The sequence below is a fragment of the Paenibacillus sp. FSL M8-0334 genome, assembly GCF_038000405.1.
Classification (GTDB): Bacteria; Bacillota; Bacilli; order Paenibacillales; family Paenibacillaceae; genus Paenibacillus_AQ; species Paenibacillus_AQ campinasensis.
In genome coordinates this window covers 3,050,043-3,069,793 of record NZ_JBBOCH010000001.1, presented here as the reverse complement: position 1 = coordinate 3,069,793, position 19,751 = coordinate 3,050,043, and the positions used below count along the sequence as shown (strand labels likewise).

At 53.8% G+C, this 19,751-nt stretch carries 15 protein-coding genes and 1 pseudogene; 2 read left to right on the top strand and 14 right to left on the bottom strand.

The annotated features are described in order from the left end of the window. Positions 1–240 precede the first annotated feature (240 nt). From MKX64_RS13470 to MKX64_RS13435, 8 genes and pseudogenes are all read right to left on the bottom strand, one after another. Complete coding sequence (locus MKX64_RS13470) at positions 241–1,098, bottom strand: ATP-binding cassette domain-containing protein (protein WP_155618247.1); 858 nt, start codon at positions 1,096–1,098, stop codon at positions 241–243. After that, positions 1,091–1,933, bottom strand: coding sequence for a hypothetical protein (locus MKX64_RS13465; RefSeq protein WP_155618248.1), 843 nt, complete (start codon positions 1,931–1,933; stop codon positions 1,091–1,093). The genes MKX64_RS13470 and MKX64_RS13465 overlap by 8 nt, the downstream gene beginning before the upstream one ends. Beyond that, positions 1,914–2,543: an RNA polymerase sigma factor gene (locus tag MKX64_RS13460; RefSeq protein ID WP_230875732.1), complete on the bottom strand. Its 630-nt coding sequence runs from the start codon at positions 2,541–2,543 to the stop codon at positions 1,914–1,916. The genes MKX64_RS13465 and MKX64_RS13460 overlap by 20 nt, the downstream gene beginning before the upstream one ends. Before the next feature lie 93 nt (positions 2,544–2,636). Beyond that, positions 2,637–4,847 (bottom strand): ABC transporter permease, encoded by a 2,211-nt coding sequence (locus MKX64_RS13455; RefSeq protein WP_341036114.1) that lies wholly within the window; start codon positions 4,845–4,847, stop codon positions 2,637–2,639. Beyond that, positions 4,840–5,712, bottom strand: a complete 873-nt coding sequence (locus MKX64_RS13450; protein ID WP_095398711.1) for an ABC transporter ATP-binding protein — start codon at positions 5,710–5,712, stop codon at positions 4,840–4,842. The genes MKX64_RS13455 and MKX64_RS13450 overlap by 8 nt, the downstream gene beginning before the upstream one ends. A 344-nt stretch (positions 5,713–6,056) precedes the next feature. Further along, on the bottom strand, positions 6,057–7,835 hold the full coding sequence (locus MKX64_RS13445; protein WP_413773617.1) for an ABC transporter ATP-binding protein: 1,779 nt from the start codon (positions 7,833–7,835) through the stop codon (positions 6,057–6,059). Between the two features lie 42 nt (positions 7,836–7,877). Beyond that, positions 7,878–8,785 (bottom strand): annotated as a pseudogene (locus MKX64_RS13440) (aldo/keto reductase). 57 nt (positions 8,786–8,842) lie between these two features. Next, positions 8,843–9,643, bottom strand: a complete 801-nt coding sequence (locus MKX64_RS13435; RefSeq protein WP_095266553.1) for a sulfite exporter TauE/SafE family protein — start codon at positions 9,641–9,643, stop codon at positions 8,843–8,845. 120 nt (positions 9,644–9,763) lie between these two features. Between MKX64_RS13435 and MKX64_RS13430 the strand changes: the two genes are divergently transcribed. After that, the gene (locus MKX64_RS13430; protein WP_095266552.1) at positions 9,764–9,946 is read left to right on the top strand and encodes a hypothetical protein; all 183 of its coding nucleotides are present in this window, start codon (positions 9,764–9,766) and stop codon (positions 9,944–9,946) included. A 240-nt stretch (positions 9,947–10,186) separates the two neighbouring features. Continuing rightward, a complete protein-coding gene (locus MKX64_RS13425; RefSeq protein WP_095266551.1) occupies positions 10,187–10,543 on the top strand; it encodes a hypothetical protein in 357 nt (118 codons plus the stop codon). 123 nt (positions 10,544–10,666) lie between these two features. Here MKX64_RS13425 and MKX64_RS13420 read toward each other — a convergent pair whose 3' ends face one another. The 6 genes from MKX64_RS13420 to MKX64_RS13395 form a co-directional block, all read right to left on the bottom strand. Continuing rightward, the gene (locus MKX64_RS13420) at positions 10,667–12,862 is read right to left on the bottom strand and encodes an alpha-galactosidase (protein ID WP_341036112.1); all 2,196 of its coding nucleotides are present in this window, start codon (positions 12,860–12,862) and stop codon (positions 10,667–10,669) included. Between the two features lie 92 nt (positions 12,863–12,954). Next, the gene (locus MKX64_RS13415; protein ID WP_341036110.1) at positions 12,955–14,982 is read right to left on the bottom strand and encodes a beta-galactosidase; all 2,028 of its coding nucleotides are present in this window, start codon (positions 14,980–14,982) and stop codon (positions 12,955–12,957) included. Between the two features lie 75 nt (positions 14,983–15,057). Next, positions 15,058–16,410, bottom strand: coding sequence for a GH1 family beta-glucosidase (locus MKX64_RS13410; RefSeq protein ID WP_341036108.1), 1,353 nt, complete (start codon positions 16,408–16,410; stop codon positions 15,058–15,060). A 245-nt stretch (positions 16,411–16,655) separates the two neighbouring features. Beyond that, positions 16,656–17,939, bottom strand: coding sequence for an ABC transporter substrate-binding protein (locus tag MKX64_RS13405; RefSeq protein ID WP_341036107.1), 1,284 nt, complete (start codon positions 17,937–17,939; stop codon positions 16,656–16,658). 70 nt (positions 17,940–18,009) lie between these two features. Continuing rightward, positions 18,010–18,858 carry a carbohydrate ABC transporter permease gene (locus MKX64_RS13400; protein WP_095266546.1) on the bottom strand — a complete coding sequence of 283 codons (849 nt, stop codon included), beginning with the start codon at positions 18,856–18,858 and terminating at the stop codon, positions 18,010–18,012. Further along, on the bottom strand, positions 18,858–19,739 hold the full coding sequence (locus tag MKX64_RS13395) for a carbohydrate ABC transporter permease (protein WP_095266545.1): 882 nt from the start codon (positions 19,737–19,739) through the stop codon (positions 18,858–18,860). The genes MKX64_RS13400 and MKX64_RS13395 overlap by 1 nt, the downstream gene beginning before the upstream one ends. Positions 19,740–19,751: the final 12 nt, after the last annotated feature.

Here is a 19,751-nt window from a genome sequence, read left to right as displayed (position 1 = left end):
AAAAGGTACCCGATATCGTACGAGCGAAGATCATAAAACGCCTCGCTATAGGTGAGATTTGTTCGACATATCATACAAACACTATAAATTCCTAGTGCAACCTCAGGACGGAAAACAACTCACCCGAAGGTTTATAAATTCTAGATTATGCAATATAACACAAAGGCTGTCGAGATCGTCTCGACAGCCTAACCTCCTGTGCTAATGAGGGAATCTATTCAATTACCAGGGCCCCCTAGCTTACCCCCGACGAGCCAACGCATCCATATGAAGAAAAAAGGTATCTTCCAGCGTCGGTTCCATCTCCTTGAACCCCGGCAGGGGCGGCTGCATCCCCATCATCCGGACCCGCATCGTATGTTCCTTCATTCGAAAATGAATGAGCTTCTCCTGCGGAATGTTCTCAAACTGATCCAGCAGAACCTCCCCTTCCCATACACGGGAAGACACGCCCAGCTTCCAGTTCTCCGGCGATCCGTTATACCGGATGCGCCCGCGGTGAATCCAGATGATATGATCCGCCGCATCCTCCCACTCATTCAGCTCGTGGGCGGCCACAATGACCATTCGCGTTCTCGCATACTGCGTGAGATACGTGATCAGAAATTTGCGCTCCTCCGCATCCATCCCGTTGAGCGGTTCATCCAGGAACAGGAACAGCGGCGAGGCCAGCAGCGCCTGCACCACAGCGATCCGGCGCTGCACACCCTGGGACAGATGCTTGATTTTACTGCGCTTAAACGGCTCCAGCCGAAACTCATGCATCAGACGGTCAATCGCATCCGAGTGATATACCCCCTTCAGCTCCGCCATATATTTCAGCAGCCGGACCACCTTCATCTCCCCGTACAGCTCAATCTCTGCCGGTACATACCCGATCTGACTGCATATCAAGGGCAGATGATCCGACGCCTCCCGGCCGCTGTACAGAATCTGCCCCCGATCCGGCGCCTGCAGCGTGGTCAATAATTCAATCAATGTCGTTTTGCCTGCCCCGTTCGCTCCCACGATCAGGTTCAAGCCCCTCGTCAGCCTTGCCTGCTCGATTTCCAGCCGGTACGTGCCGGCCTGGCGCTCTATCCCGCTAAGTTCAATCATGCTGCGCTCTCCAGGTGCTCTTTAGCTTGCGGCTGCGGCCATAAGAGGATATGACCAATCCCAAGCCGATTAGCAGCATCGAGAAATCCGCCGCCATCTTTTTATTCGTCGTAATACCGTAATCGAGCAGTGAAGTCTGAAGCACAATCCACAATGCATACACAAGCAGGGCGGAAATGAGTGAAGCGATCATGCCTTTGCGGAACAGCATATACATGGCTACCCCGCCGGTCACCAGCAGCACGCCCATCCATTCCATCGTGAACGGCCCGAAATTAAAATACGAGGACTCCACCCGGAGCGCACGGATCTCCAATATGAGCGAGCTGACAAAAGCCATCCCTACCACGATGCCCGTCACCAGAAGCAGGCGGGTGTAAAGTACAAGCGCCGGCGGATACGGCGTGATCGTCTCAATCGCTCTCATTCCTTTATCCCATGTGCGGCTGCTAAACAGCATCGACACAATGAGCAGCAATGGCGTGATCAGCGGGAAGATCCCCCCGGGCAACCCGCCTAAAGCATCGAGAGGGTACTCCGGATTGATCAACAGCACCAACATGAAAAATACCGCTCCGCCTGCCAGCAATATCGAACGTTGATTCAGACGAAGCTGACTGCGCAAAATCTGCTTCAGCGACGGCGGCTCCACCTGCGGATTAAAGTCCAGCTTGGGCGACTGCGGCTCGATCTTCAACAGATCGAACTCGCCTTGCAGCGCAGCAATCAACTGCTGCGTCTCCCCCTCAGAAGGCGGCGGAAGAAGCGCCCTTCTCAGCGGGCCGCGCATCTCGGCTTCCAGACTTCTCAATTCGTTATCGGTTGGACGATCCATGGACGAACACCTCTCTTTCTGTAGCTTTCTGTTTCTGGTCGGTTTCTTGGCCAGGCCCTGAACCACGATCACTGCTTCGTTCAAGAGCAGGCGGACTTCCGCCCGTCCTGTGATCACCTGACACCAGGTCAGGTGCGGATGACATAGTTTTTTTCAGCTTCCTCAATCCGTTGTACAGATGGGTCTTTACCGTGCTCAGCGGCAGCTGGACCATATCCGCAATCTCCTGCAGCTTCAGCTCGTGAAAGAATCGCAGGGAGATGATCTCCTGCTGCACTTCCGGCAGTGTCTCCAAGTATTGAGCAATCTCTCTCGACGTCTCCCGCCTCTCCATCAGTTCTTCTGCTCCGGGCGAGGGATCGGTTGTCTCGGGCAACTCTTCTCCTGCAAGCCCCTCCGTCCGGTAAGCCGCACTCTTCCAATAATCCTTGCACATATTCAGCGCAACGCGGTACAACCAAGGGCGGACATGCTCCAAAGCGCCATGCTGCCTCAGATGGCGGATCAGGCGGATAAAGGTTTCCTGAACAATATCCTGCGCCTTCTGCCGATCCGCAAGCTGTCTGGACGTATAGCTGAGCAGCGGTCCATGGTATCTTGTTACCAGCATCTCGAAAGCCTCCTGGTCACCGGCTGCCATTCGTTCTGACAACTGCTGATCGGAAATCATGTGCTCCCCACCCTTCTATTTGTGCAGATGCGTTCATGCTCCATCCTCTACAACGAGTTCCCATTGACGCAGCCACTCACTGTACGGAATGATCGGCTGCTCCGGCCCCGAATAACCATTCAGATAACCGTTCAGGTCCGATAACAGCTCTTCCTGCTCGTAGAAATATACCAATAAACGTTTTACTTGATCGCCGCGGCCTTCATCAACCGCCTTCGATACCATCTTGAGTATCTCCAACCCGACCTGGTTGGGGTGGTATTCCTCATCACTATAGAACAGCTCATCCAACAGCACCGTCGTCCCGAAATAGCCCCTCTTCAAATCCTCATCGGTTAAGCCTTCCACTTCCCGGTAGTACATGTACCAGAACAAGCTTCTTATTTTGAGGATGACATCCCCCTCAGGCCAATCAGGGTAATACAGAAGCCGATCACCGAACAGCCAGTTGCTCATCCAGTCTGCCGGGAGGTGGCTTTTTGCATAAGACATGTAATCTCTGGGGGATAGAATCATTTGATTGACAACGGAATAATTAGTATAGGCAACCGGGTTATGATCCACTAACACAATCGTGTCGATATCGTATCTCAACTCTGGAATCCAGCTGGAAAAATAATCATACTTCTGCTTGAACATCTTCAGATAAGGCCGGGCATCATTGTATCTATACGGTGTTGTAACTAAAGTAACCGGCAAATCGTCGATCTTCATCTCCATCCAGTCGGCGCCAGCTAACAAGTAAACACCATTTCTCGTATTCCCCGAATACGTCTGGAGCCCCTGCTGTCTGCTCATTTCCTTCAGCCCCGTATACACCGGGACAGAATAGCCTTGCAGTGTCAATTCCACTTGGCTGTCCGGATATAACAATCCAGCTGTTGTGTACACAGCACCGAAGTTAACGTCATTCGGGCCATAGGCAATATAGATTGGCTGGTGTCCGGGCAACGGATACCAGGCGGCATAGTTTGGCAGATTCACTTCCGTTCCCTGACTGAACATCGACCGTGATGGCGAAAGGACCGGATTATATAGAAACTTACCGCTGTACCTGATCTCAATCGATAGATCTCCTTGAACACCGGCAGGCAGAGCTAACGAAATATGCTCCCCCGTTCTTCTGAAGAAAGCCTCCTTGCCCTGAACCCGGACTTCCTGGATTTCAAGATTTCGGTTTAACGTCAACGGAACATAACGGCTTCCCTCCCAAGCCTCCGCAGGCACGGTCAACGTCACCTTCGCATTCAGCGTATCATCGGACAGCCGCCTGAGCTCGATATCATACGAAGGGATGGAGAAGAACCCGACCGCCTCAGGGTTTCTGTTATCCCAGATCACCTCATCCGTGGTTGGGACATCCACACCAAGCGTATATCGCTCCCGCTCCGCATAGCGATCCTGCCACATAGCCCCATAGGGAACGAAGGCTACCACAGCCAGTACCCCGCAGACGATGACGACCAGCCAGCTTCGCCGAACGTTCATCGTCGGACGCAGACGGTTCAGGATCAGGATGACAACCGACAGCAACAGTAGGGTGAATGCCAGAACAAACATTCTCGACAGCAGCATCTCCGGCCGCAGCAGATCATATCCCCAGTTTTCGAATTCCAGGAGCCTTCCCTCTATGAAAAATTGACTGAGGTGGAAGGTCTGTAAAAACCATAGCCCCGAACTGCTAATCAGAAAAATATCCATAAACAGTGTGCCAAACATCCACGCACAAAAACCGATCAAATACACGACGCGATTCGGTATCGATACACCAAGCAGCATCGCCAGTGCCAGCGTTACCAGATAGGACACCTCATATTGAACGGCAAAGTCCATCGTTCTATCATAAGCGATATGCCCCGGAATACCGGAACCGACCGAGATGACATAAAAGATGACAGCCGTACTCAACGTGAAGAATGATAAATACAGCATGCCGACAGCATATTTGGCAGACAGCTGCAGCTCATAAGAAAGCGGGAGGCTCCGGTACCATTCGAAGGCTGGCCGCCTTACATCCCTCCGTATTAATAAAATACCGACAAGCATCGCCACACCAAGAGACAGCATATGACCAATGCTATGATAAAGAATGGTCAACCTGTATATCGTGTTGATTTCGTCGGTCATGCCGGCTTTCAACGTAATCAAATAGATGACGCCATATACGATCGGCAGCGCGGCAAACAGCGGATTTCCTAGGAGCAGCCTGAACTCCAGCAGGCAATGTCTCAGCCATCTATGCATAGGCAGCCCCCCGCAGCAAAGCCAGATATCCTTCCTCCAGGGACGGATCATGAACCGGAACCGCATCCGGAAGCGGCCGCTCCGGGGCAATCATGCGGCAGAGCATGCCTTCGGCTGTCGCTTTGGAGGAGATGATCAACCTCGGATCGGCCTGCGCGAACATCCGCTGGTCCAGCACCGCTTCCCAGATTAGCCCTGCACCCCGCTGCTGCAGCTCTTCCAGACTGCCCGTCATCACAAGCCTTCCCTTGTCCATAACCGCGATTCGCCGGCAGTTGCTCTCGATATCAGCCACGATATGAGTTGACAGCAGCACCGTCCGGTTTATGCTGAACCGGGTCAGCATGTTGCGAAAGCGCACCCGTTCCTGCGGATCGAGCCCCGCCGTCGGCTCATCCACGATCAGAATTTCCGGACCACCGAGCAGTGCCTGGGCGATGCCGATCCGCTGCTTCATGCCGCTGGAATAAGTCCGCACCTTCTTGTCCGCCTTATCCTGCATATTCACCAGGTCAAGCAGCTCCGATATTTCCTTCCGGCGACGGCTGGCATCCTTCATCCCTTTCATCGTCGCCACGTAATCGAGGAAGTCCCTGCCGGTCACCTGGGGATAAATCCGGAACTGCTGCGGCAAATAGCCGATCATACTCCGTATTTCCTCGGAACGACTCAGCGGAATGCCGTTGACGGACACCTGTCCCGAGGTCGGCTCCTGAAGCGTGGCCAGAATTCGCATTAGCGTGGTCTTGCCAGCTCCGTTCGGGCCTAGCAGCCCGGTCATCCCTTTATTCAGTTGTAATGAAATATCCAGCAATGCCCATACACCTTTGCGGTACGTTTTGGACAAATGTTCAATCGTGATCATGCTACTCCCTTTCAGCCTTCCATATAAACGATGCCTCTCATCGGCTCTCTTCATGGTAACGATCCACCCTAATAAAAAGTTTTTCCTGTGAAAAAGACTCCTAACAGAAATCCGTGCTGACTCCCGCAATGTATGCCGCTCTCGGGGAATGAGGGGGACCCATCGCAAAGGCCAGGTTATGAACAGCGCCCGTCATCCGGCAACGGGATGCGGGCGCAGCGGTATATTTAACCAAGGATGATGCCATCCTGGAGTGAGATGGAGCAAACCTTCTATGACATGACTTTTCATGCCATGAAGCATTCAGTGAATCAATCTTTCATGTTCTCACCTAATTCATCCCATTACCGAACCGCCTCAGACCCGAACTGGGCGCGGTGCAGTCTTGCGTAAGCGCCGTTCTTCTGAAGCAGCTCCTCATGCTTGCCTTCCTCTGCGATGCCTTCGTCCGTAACGACCAGAATTCGGTCCGCCCCGCGGATGGTTGCCAGCCGATGGGCAATGACCAGTGTCGTCCGATTGACAGCCAGCTCCTCCAGCGACTGCTGGATGATCGCTTCCGTCTCCGTATCGAGGGCAGACGTGGCTTCATCGAGAATGAGTATCGGCGGATTTTTGAGGAACATGCGGGCAATCGCCAGCCGCTGCCGCTGCCCTCCGGACAGCTTCAATCCGCGTTCACCGATCACGGTATCCAGCCCTTCGGGCAGAGACTCAATCAGCTGCTCCAGATGTGCGCGCCTAACGGCATCCATGATGTCCGCCTCCGACGCGCCGAGCCGGCCGTATTCAATATTTTCCCTGATCGTCCCGCCAAAGAGGAACACGTCCTGCTGCACGACCCCGATATGCGACCGCAGCGATTGCTGGGTCATCTCCCGGATATCCAGCCCGTCAATCGTAATCGCCCCGCCCTGGATATCGTAGAAGCGAGGAATCAGACTGCAAATCGTCGATTTCCCGGCGCCCGAAGGGCCGACAAGCGCAATCGTCTCCCCGGCCTTCACCCGGAGATTCAAATTTCTCAAGACCGGACGCTCGGGTTCATAGCCGAAGGTGACATGATGAAACTCAATATTCCCTTGCAGGCCTGAAACTGCTCGGGCCCCTTCGCGATCCCGGATTTCAGGCTCACGGTCCAGCAGATCGCAGAAGCGTTTAAAGCCTGCCATCCCTTTCGGATAGCTTTCCATCAGCGCATTGATTTTATCAATGGGTTTCAGAAAAATATTCACATACAGCAGAAAAGCAACCAGCTCCCCGTACGAGAGCGTGCCCTGGAAAGCAAACCAGGCCCCGCTGATCAGGACGATCAGCGAAATGAGCCGGGTCAGCATGTACATGCCCGACACACTGAAGGACATGGCCAGGTACGATTTCAGCTTCGCATAACGGAAGGCTGCGTTATTCTTACGGAAACGCTCGATTTCGAACTCCTCGTTAGCAAACGACTTCACCACGCGAATTCCGGAAATCGTGTCCTCCACTCTGGCATTCAGATCGGCGATGTTGGAGAACATCTCGCTGTTGGCCTTATGCAGCTTTTTGTTGAAAATGACGATCAGCCATACGATAAACGGCACCACCGTAAAGGTGATAAGCGCCAGCTCCCAGTTGACGGTCCACATAATGCCGAAGGCGCCCACAAATGTCATCATTGCAATAAAGAAATCCTCCGGCCCGTGGTGAGCCAGCTCCCCGATATCAAACAGATCGTTGGTCATCCGTGACATGACATGCCCGGTCTTCGTGTTGTCAAAATAGCGAAAGGATTGGCGCTGCACATGGTTGAACGCCTTCTGGCGCATATCTGTTTCAATGTTAATGCCGAGCTTGTGGCCGAAGTAGCTGACCACAAAGTTCAGCCCCATGCAGACGAGGTATAGGGCCAGCAGCCCGGCGCCAGCTGCGGCAATCGTGCCCCACTCCCGCGACGGCAGCAGTGAATCAACGACCCACTGCACGGCCAGCGGGAAAGCCAGCTCCAGCACGCCGGCAACGACCGCACAGGTAAAGTCGAGCGTGAACAGCTTTTTATGCGGCCTGTAAAATTCGACAAACCGGCGGAGCAATCCGCTCCGTTGTTTGTTCTTCGCAGCAGAATTCAACGTTGTTTCCCCCATAACTCCTGCCCTGCTTTCTTGTTAATGTTGTGCGTGGTTTATTTAGCGGTGCAGCTCGTACTTGTTGGCCCGAGTGATCGCCTGAATGCGCTGAATGACCTGCGGGGACAACGGCTCACGCTTGCCTGCCTCCAGATTATGTGCCAGCTGCCCCGCCGAGCTTGCGCCTGGAATCGTGCAGGCTACCGCTGCCGGAGCCAGCGCGTAGCGAATGCCCAGGTGAGTCAGATCCACGTCAGCATCCAGCTGTTTAAGCTGGTCCAGGATCCGAAGCAGCTCGTCCCGATCATAGCCGAGATAACCCTTCTCCGCCTTGCTCTCTCCTTTTCCAGACAAAATGCCTTGAGCTACCGGCCCCCGGGCGATAGCGGAGATACCACTCTGCTCCAGCAGTCCAGTACCTCTTCCTCCGGCCGGCGGTCCAGCGGACTATACTGTGTCATAACACTGACGATGTTCGAACGTTTCACGAATTCCCGGATCACATTCGGCCGAATGGAAGAAATGCCATACTCGCGAATCCATCCCTCGCGCTTCAGATCCTCGAACGCGCCAATCGTCTCATCGATCGGGTCATCGATCGTTCCGCCGTGAAGCTGGTACAGGTCGATATAGTCCGTACGCAGGCGGCGCAGGCTCTCTTTAACCGCCGATTTGATGTAGTCCGGCGACGGGTCCCACACCCAGCCCTCCTGCCCCGGAATCCGGCGATTGCCCACCTTGGTCGCCAGAATGATGTCCTCGCGGCGGCGCCCTTCCAGCGCCTTGCCTACGATCTCCTCATTGCGTCCGGCATCATACAGATCCGCGGTGTCCAGCAGGTTCACGCCCTGATCCAGCGCTTCATGTATCAAGCGAATTGCGGGAGCCTCCTCTGTGCCAAGCGACATGCAGCCAAGTCCAATCTCCGATACGATCAGTCCCGAAGTACCCAGTCGATTATTCTTCATCTCATATCCCTCCTGATAATGATTAGACGATAAAATGAATAGCTTTGCCTTCTTACCCTATATTTCCCCCAGAATGTCCACCCATATTTTGAAGGCGGTAGCTGCAATCAGAACTGCCAGTGCAAACCGCAATACGCGCACATTCAGCCTCCGGCTCACCAGGATACCAACCGGCGCCCCGAGCAGGCTCCCGACAACCGCGAATACGGTCGGCCAGAGGGGAATATCGCCGCCTGCAAGCTTGCCGATGACGCCGCCGACCGCTGACAGAAATACGATCGCCAGCGAGGAGGCAATCGTGATCCGGGTCGGAATCCGCAGCATGGATAGCATGACCGGGATGAGAATGAACGCCCCGCCGGCACCGACGATGCCGGCTATGCCTCCGATGACAAAGGCGATCCCCGCTGCGAGATACGCATTGTATTCCACCTCGTTCACCCGCCGCGACTCCAGAGAAGCCCGCATCGGAACAATCATTAGCGCTGCCGCAACGACAGCAAGGAAGCCATATATGATATTGATGAGGCTGCTGCTCATCATCATCGATGCATAGCTGCCGATCAGGCTGCCGGCCAAAGTGGCAGATCCCATATGGAACACCAGTTTAGTGTGGACCAGCGATTCCCGCTGTCTGGCACGGATCCGGTTCGTCAACATCCCTGTGAGCGAGGCGAAGAACACCTGCACCATGCTGATGGAAGCTACCTCCTTCGGGGTGAAGGGCAGGTAACCGAACCATTCCGGGACATATAATAATAAGGGAAAGTTGATAATGGCCCCGCCGATCCCGAGAAGGCCGGAGAAAAAAGAGCCCACAAAGCCGATTAGGATCATTACTACCTGCTGCAGTATCAAGATGATCGATCTCCGTTCATACAATATCATTCACGCGTGCTTATCCATATTGATTGTAGCTCGTACATTGTTTATAATAAACTCCAAGTATTTAGATCGGAAAAGAGAGAGGTGTAGCGAATGTTATTTGGCAAACTGAAACAGTGGATGTCCGACCGGTGTCCGGAATGTGAACAGAAGCTGATATCCCGTCATGATGACATGGCGCTGATCAAGCATTGCCCGGATCATCACTACACCGAAGAAACCTATACTCAGCTTGGCGTCACCATTGTATATCGCCCCGACCAGGAACAAGACTAATCCTGCCTATAGATCGTGCAATAACCGGACAGAACAATCCCTTCCATCATACCATACATTTCCTTCGCCAAATCCCCGGGGCCCTCATGTACACTTCATCCGTTTCACCGTGCTCTCTGTCTGCAGCGCTCACGGATAAGCTACCGGATCACCCGACATGAAATAAGGACAAGAACAGCGGGGTAAGCTAGGGAAGAGCCACAGAGCCACATATGAACATGAAGGAAGGGATCAGAGAGGATGAATCCATCACTGGAAGCCGTAACGGAATGGCTGAACGCGAACAGCAATCAAATCCTTCATATATCCAAGGTGGAGGAACAGGACCGGGACCAGGTGAATCTGCATCTCAAGCGGGCCGAGCTACAGCGCCGGCAAGTCCCCTCCATCGACGGTTATGCCGACATGGACACCCTTCTGCTGGAGGGAGATGGCATTGTCATTACTGACGGACAGGAAGCCCCGCTCCCGGACAAGCGCTTTACGATTGCACTGGACGGATTGTCCGAAACGAAGGTAAACGACGGACAGGTCACCTTGGTCACAGAGCGGGGAACCTACGCCATTACCGTTCCTTCACCACAGCATCTTCACTGAGGGACGGCGGACAACATGCGATCGGCATTACCCCGAACCCCACACGGCACAGCAAAGACGGCGCCCGGATCACTCCGCTGCGCCGTCTTTAATGTTGCTATATACCCAGCATTCCAAGGCCGATCAGGACGATACCCGTTTGAACCGCCATACAAAGCTCTGGAAATCACCCCGCATCGGCGGGATGACCATTCCTGCATGCATCAGCCGATCTCCGCCATACACAGCACCGTCTTCGAGGCATTCATAGTCGGCTTCCGGGTCAAGACCTCTCGTCCGCAAGCGCACAATCGGCTCATTCGCTTCCCCTAAGATGCGGAAATAATACAGCACCGCTTCGGACCGATCCTCGGATACGACCGTCCACGCCGCTTCGTTCCCCTCAAACGGGCTGCGGAGACGATAATAATCCCCGAATTGAACCAGATGACGGATGTCCTTGTACAGCTTCACCTGTGCCCGAACCTCTTCCTTCTCTTCCTCGGTAAATGCCGTCAAGTCCAGCTCGTAGCCAAAATTGCCCGACATCGCCGCATGTCCCCTGACGCGAAGTGAAGTGTTCCGGTGCACCTGGTGATTCGGCACCGCCGACACATGCGCCCCCATCGTGCTAAGCGGGTACACCAGACTGGTTCCGTATTGGATCTTCAGACGGCTGATCGCGTCCGAATTGTCGCTTGTCCATGTCTGAGGCATGTAATACAGCATCCCAGGGTCATAACGACCGCCTCCGCCGGAGCAGCTCTCGAACAGGATGTGCGGGAACTCGGTCGTTAATTGCTCCAGCACCCGGTACAGCCCCAGCATGTAACGATGCGCAGTCTCCCGCTGCCGTTCCGGCGGCAGCGCAGCCGAGCCAATCTCCGTCATGTTCCGGTTCATGTCCCATTTCACATAAGTGATCGGTGCGCTCTGCAATATGCTGCGAATCATGCCGGCCACCGCCTCGCACACTTCCTCGCGCGAGAAATCCAGAATAAGCTGCTGCCGGCCCTCCGTTCTTCGCCGGTCAGGCACATGCAGACACCAGTCCGGATGCTGCCGGTACAGCTCGCTCTCTGGCGATATCATCTCCGGCTCAAACCAGAGGCCGAATTGCATATCAAGCGCCCGCACCCGTTCTGCCAAATCTTCAAGTCCTTCCGGAAGCTTGTTCCGGTCCACCACCCAGTCACCCAGCGAGGTAGTATCATCATTTCGCTTGCCGAACCAGCCGTCGTCGAGCACGAACAGCTCGATGCCAAGCTCGCGGCCTTCCCTGGCGATGTGCTCGATTTTGTCCGCTGTGAAATCGAAGTAGGTCGCTTCCCAGTTGTTCACCAGCACCGGACGAACGGCATCCCGGAACTGACCGCGGCACAGGCGGGTGCGGTACAGCTTGTGATAGCGTCTGGACATTCCGCCGAGCCCCTCTGCCGAGAACACCATAACCGCTTCCGGTGTCTGAAACGACTCGCCCGGCTCCAGCAGCCAGGAGAAGTCAAATGGATTAATGCCGAGATTCAGGCGTGCTGTCGCGTACTGATCAACCTCAACCTGTGCCGAGAAGCTGCCGCTATATACCAGGCTGAACCCGTATACTTCACCATGCTCTTCACCAGCATCCTCGGACAGCAGTGCCAGAAACGGGTTATGGTTATGACTGCTCGAACCGCGGCGGCTTTCAATTCCCTGCATGCCGGGAGAGAGCTTCCTCCGTTCCACATGACGCTCGCGGGCCCAAGCCCCATGCAGATGCAGCAGGTCATACCGGCTATGGCTAAAGTCGACGCTTGCGCTCATCGCCCGTAAAATGGTCATGCTCTCCTTGCCCTCATTCCGGAAGGAAACGGAACGCGCAATCGCATCATAATCAGGCAGCACGGTATAAGTCAGTACGATCGTCAAGCCGCTGATCCGGTCACGAAGCTCCAGCTCAAGCGTATCGGCCTCAGCGTCCTGCTCCACATACACCGCAGGCAGCCCTTCCAGCTTCGGCTTGCCGCTGTATATTCGATGACCGGTATATTCCACCTCAACGGCGGTAGTGCCATTCGTAAGCTGCACCTCGTATGCCGGCTGGCGAAAATCGCCTGTCCCGTAACCCGGATACTCCTGCGGCAAGCTATCAAACGAGAATGACAAGTCATCCCGAAACGGGGTCGGAGAGAACGATGCTCTCCCCCTGCGCTCCAGCATGCCCGCAATATGCCGGTCGCGAATCTTCTTTCCCCAATAGACATGAGCCGGGTATGCGCCGCGCACCAGCTCGATGCAATAGCTCGATTCGCGGCTCTGAAGATGAAAGATGCCCTGCTCCTTATGATAGTGTATGCTCACTTGTCGTCCCCCCTACGGTTGACCGTCCGGCGCTATGACAGAGGCCGGACGGATATGTGCCTGATCCGCCATATGCACAAATCGCTAGCGATCTAAGCCCGCTCCAGAATCATCACGCCTCGCGCCGGAATCGTTGCTTGACCGGAAATCGTCTTGCCCGTCAGCAGATCACGCTGACGGGAAGCTCCCGCATCAAACGTCATCTCCTCGGCATTGTGGTTCATCACAAACAGATACGAGGTTCCGTTCTTCACCCGCTCCGCAACCTCAACGCCATCCGGCGTGTTCAGCAGCGGCTTCACGCCCTGCTCCTCGCACAGATTGGCGATCAAGCCTTGCAGGAAATCGGCATCCGGACTGCTGGCTACATAATACGCCTGCCCGTTCCCGAACTTGTTTCGGGTCAGTACCGGCGTGCCCTTATAATAATCCGCGCCATACTCGGCGAGCACCTCGGCGGTCTCCGCATGGATCACATCACACAGAATGCCGCAGGAGTAGCTGCCGCGCAGTCCTCCCCAGTCCTGCCTTAATACGATCTCATTCTGATGTCCCGGCAGAAGCGCGTCAATCTCTTCCGCCCAAATTCCCATCACGTTGCGAAGCTCACCCGGGTAGCCGCCCAAGGTAACCAGATCGTTCTCGTTCACGATGCCGCTAAAGAAGGTCGTAACAAAGGTTCCGCCCTGTGCCACAAACTGCTCGACCCGCTCGGCAAAGCCGGGCTTCACCATGTACATGACCGGCGCGATGACAACCTTGTATTTGCTCAGGTCCTCCTCCACGCTGATCATGTCCGTCTGGATGTTCTGCTTGTACAGCGCATCATAGTATTTATGCACTTCATTCACGTAATTCAGGGCGATGGATGGCCCGCTCGACAGCTCGAGAGCCCAGCGATTCTCCCAATCGTACATGACGGCCACCTTGGCTTCGGAACGGGCATCCAGAATGGTATCGCCAAGCTGCTGCAGCTCCTTGCCAAGCTCTGCGCACTCCCGGAACACTCGCGTATGCTCATGACCGACATGCTCAATGACCGCGCCGTGATATTTCTCGCAGGCTCCGACAGAACGTCTCAGCTGGAAGAACATCACCGTATCGGCTCCGTGCGCAACCGCCTGATAGCTCCACAATCTCATTACGCCCGGACGTTTCGCCGAGTTGTACGGCTGCCAGTTCTGAACCCCCGGCGTCTGCTCCATCAGCATGAACGGCTGGCCGCTCTTGAGGCCCCGCATCAGGTTATGAGCCATCGCCGTGAAGCTGAACGGGGTGTCCATCGACGGGTAATTGTCCCAGGATACAACATCCATTTCTTTCGCCCACTTGAAGTAATCCAGCTCTGGATAAAAGCCCATCAAATTCGTAGTCACCGGAATGTCCGGCGTCCACCGTTTCAATTCATCGCGCTCCATCTTGAAGCATTCCAGCAGGCTGTCCGATTGGAACCGGCGATAGTCCAGCGAGATGCCCTGGAAGTTCGTGCGGTTGCCGCTCCACTCTTCGCTGAGTGCGTTCGGCGCCACAATTTCGTCCCAATCGTAGAACGTATGGCTCCAGAAGGAAGTGTTCCACGCCTTGTTCAGCGCCTCGAGGGTGCCGTAGCGCTCCTTGAGCCATACGCGGAACTGCTTCTCACAGTTATCGCAGTAACAATAGCCGCCGTATTCATTCGACACATGCCACATCACAATTTGCGGATGATCCTTGTAACGTTCGGCCAGCTTTCCGGCTAGGATCTTGGCATACTTGCGGTAGGTCGGGCTGTTCGGGCAAGAATTGTGACGTCCGCCGAATTTGCGTTTGCGCCCTTCATAGTCCACCCGCAGAACATCCGGATATTTCTTGGCCATCCATGCCGGATGTGCTCCAGTGCTTGTTGCAAGACAGAGATAGATATTTTCCTTGGTCAACCGCTCGATAATGTCGTCAAGCCAGGTGAAATCATAGCTCACTTCGTCCCGCTGGATTTTCGCCCATGAGAACACGTTGACGGTCGCCACGTCGATCCCGGCCAGATTGAACATCCGCATATCTTCTTCCATCGTCGCCTTGTCCCACTGCTCCGGGTTGTAGTCGCCGCCGTACCAAATTTTCGGGAATTTCTCGTTGATCATGAATGCGCCTCCTTATCTCTTAGAAAAACTGCTCCGAAGATAACCACGGAGCAGATGAATCACAATGTTCAGCTGTTACAGATCAAGCCAGCCTCTTGAGATGACGCCTTTGTACCAGTAGAAGCTGTCTTTCGGGGTGCGGACCAGCGTGTCATAATCGACATGCACCAGACCGAAGCGCATGCCGTACCCTTCCGCCCACTCAAAGTTGTCCATCAAGGACCATTCCATATATCCCTTCAGATTGATTCCATCCTCAATCGCGCGGCTCGCCTGAATCAGGTGCATCGCCAAGTAATCAATCCGGCGCTGATCATGAATGCGCCCGTCCAGGGAAAGACCGTCATTATAGCAAGCCCCGTTCTCCGTAATATACAGCGTCGGATTGCCGTATTTGTCCGCCGTATAGCGGAGCAAATCGTACAGCCCCTCGGCATAGATTTCCCAGCCGATATCCGTCTTCGGAGCGCCCATGGAGATCGCTTCGCTGGAAAGCATGCCGCCCGCTTCTCCAGGATTGTAACGATTCATGGAAGAGGTATAGTAGTTGATGCCGATGAAATCAATCGGCTGGTGAATCAGCTCCATATCGCCGTCCACAATCGGCGGCTTGTAGCCCAGGTTCTCGTACCAATCCAGCATGAATTTCGGATATTCCCCGAAATAGATCGGGTCCAGATACCAGTCGCCAGACCAGCCGTTCACGCGCAGGCAAGCCTCCATATCCTCCTTGGTGCGTCGGTAAGGAACGGCCCATGACGTGTTCGGCGCGATCCCGATCTCGCCCGAGATGCCCAGCTCGCGGAAGAGCGTTACAGCACGTCCATGCGCAACCAGCAGATGATGGCTTACGTCGATAGCCAGCTGCAAATCTTTATTTCCCGGAGCATGCACGCCCAGATAGTTGGACAGGAACGCCATGCACCAAGGCTCATTAAAGGTTATCCAGTGCTTGATTTTTCCACCGAGTTCCTTGAACATCAATTCGGCGTACTCAGCAAATGCATCGATGGTGATGCGGCTGCCCCATCCGCCCTGATCTTGAAGCTCTTGCGGAAGATCCCAGTGATACAGGGTGCAGAAGGGCTCAATTCCGTTAGCCAACAGCTCGTCCACGAGCCGATGATAATAATCCAGTCCGGCACGATTCACCTCTCCTGTCCCCTGCGGAAGAACGCGCGGCCACGAGATCGAGAAGCGGTACACCTTCACGCCCAGATCCTTCAATAGCTGCACATCTTCCTCTACCCGGTGATAACTGTCGCATGCGACGTTTCCGTTATCGCCATTCTTCACTTTGCCCGGTGTGTGAGCGAATGTGTCCCAGATGGACATCCCCCGTCCATCTTCATTATAAGCGCCTTCAATCTGATACGCGGCCGTGGCCACTCCCCACTTAAAATCAGAAGGAAACATATGAATACTCATAAATTTATCCGACTCCTTTCAAGCTTACTAGCCCAGTATATATCATTATGGTAACGCTCGGAAGAGGCCTTTCGCAAAGTATTAAATCACAGCCAGGACAATGGATGAAACGCTTTCTCTCACGTTGGATATCATACCGAATTTATACTAAATGATAGGAAAAGCACGCCGCCCCGAACGTTGATAGACGGGACTGGCGTGCCTTCATCACATAGCTCTTCGCGTTGCCAGCAATCGGCGACGGATTAATTCTTCAGATTGTCCCAAGAAGCCTGCATGTCCTCAAGCAATTTGTTCACATCGGACTTGCCTGCAAAGAATGCCTGCATCGAGCCCGCGAATTCCTGGGCTACACCGTCAGGGAACTTGGCGGAGTGCTTCTCCAGCACTTTGCCGGCCTGTACAAAATCATAAATCGAGGAACCCAGATCTCCCATATCTTCCGGTGTCGCTTCAATAGAAGTCAGGGACGGGATGAATTTAAAGTGTTTCACAATATACTCTTGACCGATATCGGACGTTACAAGCCAGTTCAGGAAGATCTTCGCTTCCTCTTTGGAGTCGGAATCCTTGTTGACTACCAGGTTCGCAGGCACCCCTACGTTAATGGCGTCGTTCTCCTCGGCATTCTCGCCAAGCGGCATCGGCAGGAACCCAAGATTCAGGTCCGGATTGATCGCATCAATTTCAGTCTGAGCCCAGTTTCCGTTTTGCATCATGGCCGCTTGCTCTGTAGCCAGCAAGGAGATCGCTGTGTTGTAGTCGGTCGTCAGCGGGTTTTTGTTACCGTATTCAAGTGTAAGCTGCATCAGCTTGGCCCACTCTTCGAAATACTTGTTGCCCACAAACGTTTCCGTACCCTCGTTCAAGCCCTGGATGAATGCATCCGGGTCTTCCTGGAGATCAAATGCCGGGTTGATGCCCTGGTTGCCCAGCAGCCACCATTCTTGGTAAGCGTTCGCAAATGGAATTACACCAATAGCTTCAAGCTTCTTCGATGCTTCTTCCAGCTGAGAGTACGTTTTTGGCATTTCGGTAATGCCGGCTTGCTCAAACAGGTCTTTATTGTAGATATAGCCCCAACCTTCGAGGTTCATTGGCATACCATATACTTTGCCGTCCTTAGTCATCGGTTTCGCGGCCATTTCCACCAGATCCGGTACCCATGGCTGATCGGAAAGATCCTCCAGACGGTCAAACCACATGTCCATCTCGGCATATCCGCCGTTGGAGAAAATATCAGGCGCATCGTTGGATGCGAATTTCGTTTTCAGCGCTGCACCGTAATCAGCACCGCCGCCTACAGTTTGAATATCAAGCTTGATGTTTGGATATTCTTTCTCAAACTCCACCTTCAGTTCATTCAGACCATCTACAATTTCCGTTTTGAATTGGAAAATCGTAACCGTCTTCACTTCCTGATCATTGGAGCCGCCGCTTGCGCTGCCTCCCCCAGAATTACCTCCGCATGCCGCAAGCACGAGTGAGAACGCCAGCAGCATAACCAGTGAAAATTTCCATTTCTTCATGGTGTTACCCCCTAGAAAAATGAATTTATGAGTTGTTTCATTGAAACCAAGTTATGGGGCTCCGTCAAGGTTAACCCTTGACGGAACCGGCTGCAACGCCTTCAACAATATAGCGCTGCAGGGACAGGAAGAAGATGATGATCGGCAATATGCCCAGTACGAGCGCCGGCAGCGCCAGGTCCCATTGCTTGGAGTATTGCCCGAAGAAGGCAAACGTAGCAAGCGGGATCGTACGCAGATGCGGGCTCTGCAGAATCAGGGACGGCAGCAAGTAGTCGTTCCAGATCCACAGGCAGTTCAGAATAATGACTGTAACCATCATCGGCTTCAGCATCGGCAGTACGATGCGGGTGAACACGCTGTAGGAATTGGCGCCATCCACCGTGGCTGCTTCCTCAATCTCCATCGGAATCGACTTGACAAAACCGTGGAACAGGAAGATCGAAAGCGGGATGCCGAGTCCCATATAAGCAAGGATCAGACCGACCATGCTGTTGTTCACACCCAGCCAGCTAACAACTTTCAGCAGCGGGATCATGATCGACTGAAACGGAATAACCATCGCAGATACAAACATCATAAATACGAAGCGGTTGAACATCGTGTTGGAACGCACCAGCCGGTACGCGGCCATGGCGCTCAGAAGCGCAATAAGCAGATTGCTGATGACCGTAATGATAATCGAGTTCGTAAATGCCTCCGGGAAGCGAGTCATCTCCCACGCTCTCGCATAGTTGCTCCAGTTGAACTGGTTTGGCCAGTCCGCCGCATTGACCATAATGTCTCCGAGCGACTTCACCGAGTTGACCAGCAGGAAGTAGAACGGCGACAGAAACATGATCGCAATAATAACGAGAATCACCTGTGTAATGATGTCCGATATGGACATGGAGGACTTCTTCTTCAATTTGGTGTTCATTAGGCTTCGACCTCCTTCTTCTTCGTCGCCCGTACTTGAAGCAGTGTAATGAGGGCTACGATGACAAAGAATATTAAGGCTTTGGCCGTTCCGAGCCCATAGCGGTTGTTCAGGAACGCTTCATTGTACACGTTCATCGCCAGCGATTCTGTGGAACGGTATGGTCCGCCCTTCGTCAGCGACAGGTTCAGGTCAAACATTTTGAACGACCAGGAAATGGCCAGGAACAAGCAGATCGTTACGGCCGGCATAATCAGCGGCACGATAACGCTTTTCAGCACCTGAAACCGGCTAGCGCCATCAATCTCTGCCGCCTCAAGCACATCCTTCGACACATTGTTGATCGAGGCGATATAGATGACCATCAGATAACCGGCAGACTGCCATACAAACACCATGATGATCGCCCAGAAGCCGGTTACTTCGTCGCCCAGCCAAGGCAGCTGGAAGAAGGCAAGTCCTGTCACCTCTCCAACCGTTGCAAAACCTTTGATGAAGATAAACTGCCAGATAAATCCGAGCAGCAGGCCGCCGATCACGTTCGGCATAAAGAAGATCGTACGGAGCCAGTTGCGCGCCTTAATATTTTTCGTCAAAAAGTAGGCAAGGAAAAATCCGGCCAAGTTCGTCAGGATGACACCGACCACTGTAAATCTGACCGTAAACCAGAAGGAGGTGGCAAAAGCGCTGTCATTTGTGAAAATCTGTTTGAAGTTGTCCAGGCCAACCCAGGTTACTGTACCCGAAACACCGTTCCAATCCGTAAAGGAGTAATACATCCCCATCACAAAAGGGACAATGATCGTAATGGCAAAAAACAGCAGGGCGGGGCCAACGTATACCAATTGCTGCGCGAGGGCAGCGGATGTCTTTCTCTTCATCGAATCCCCCTC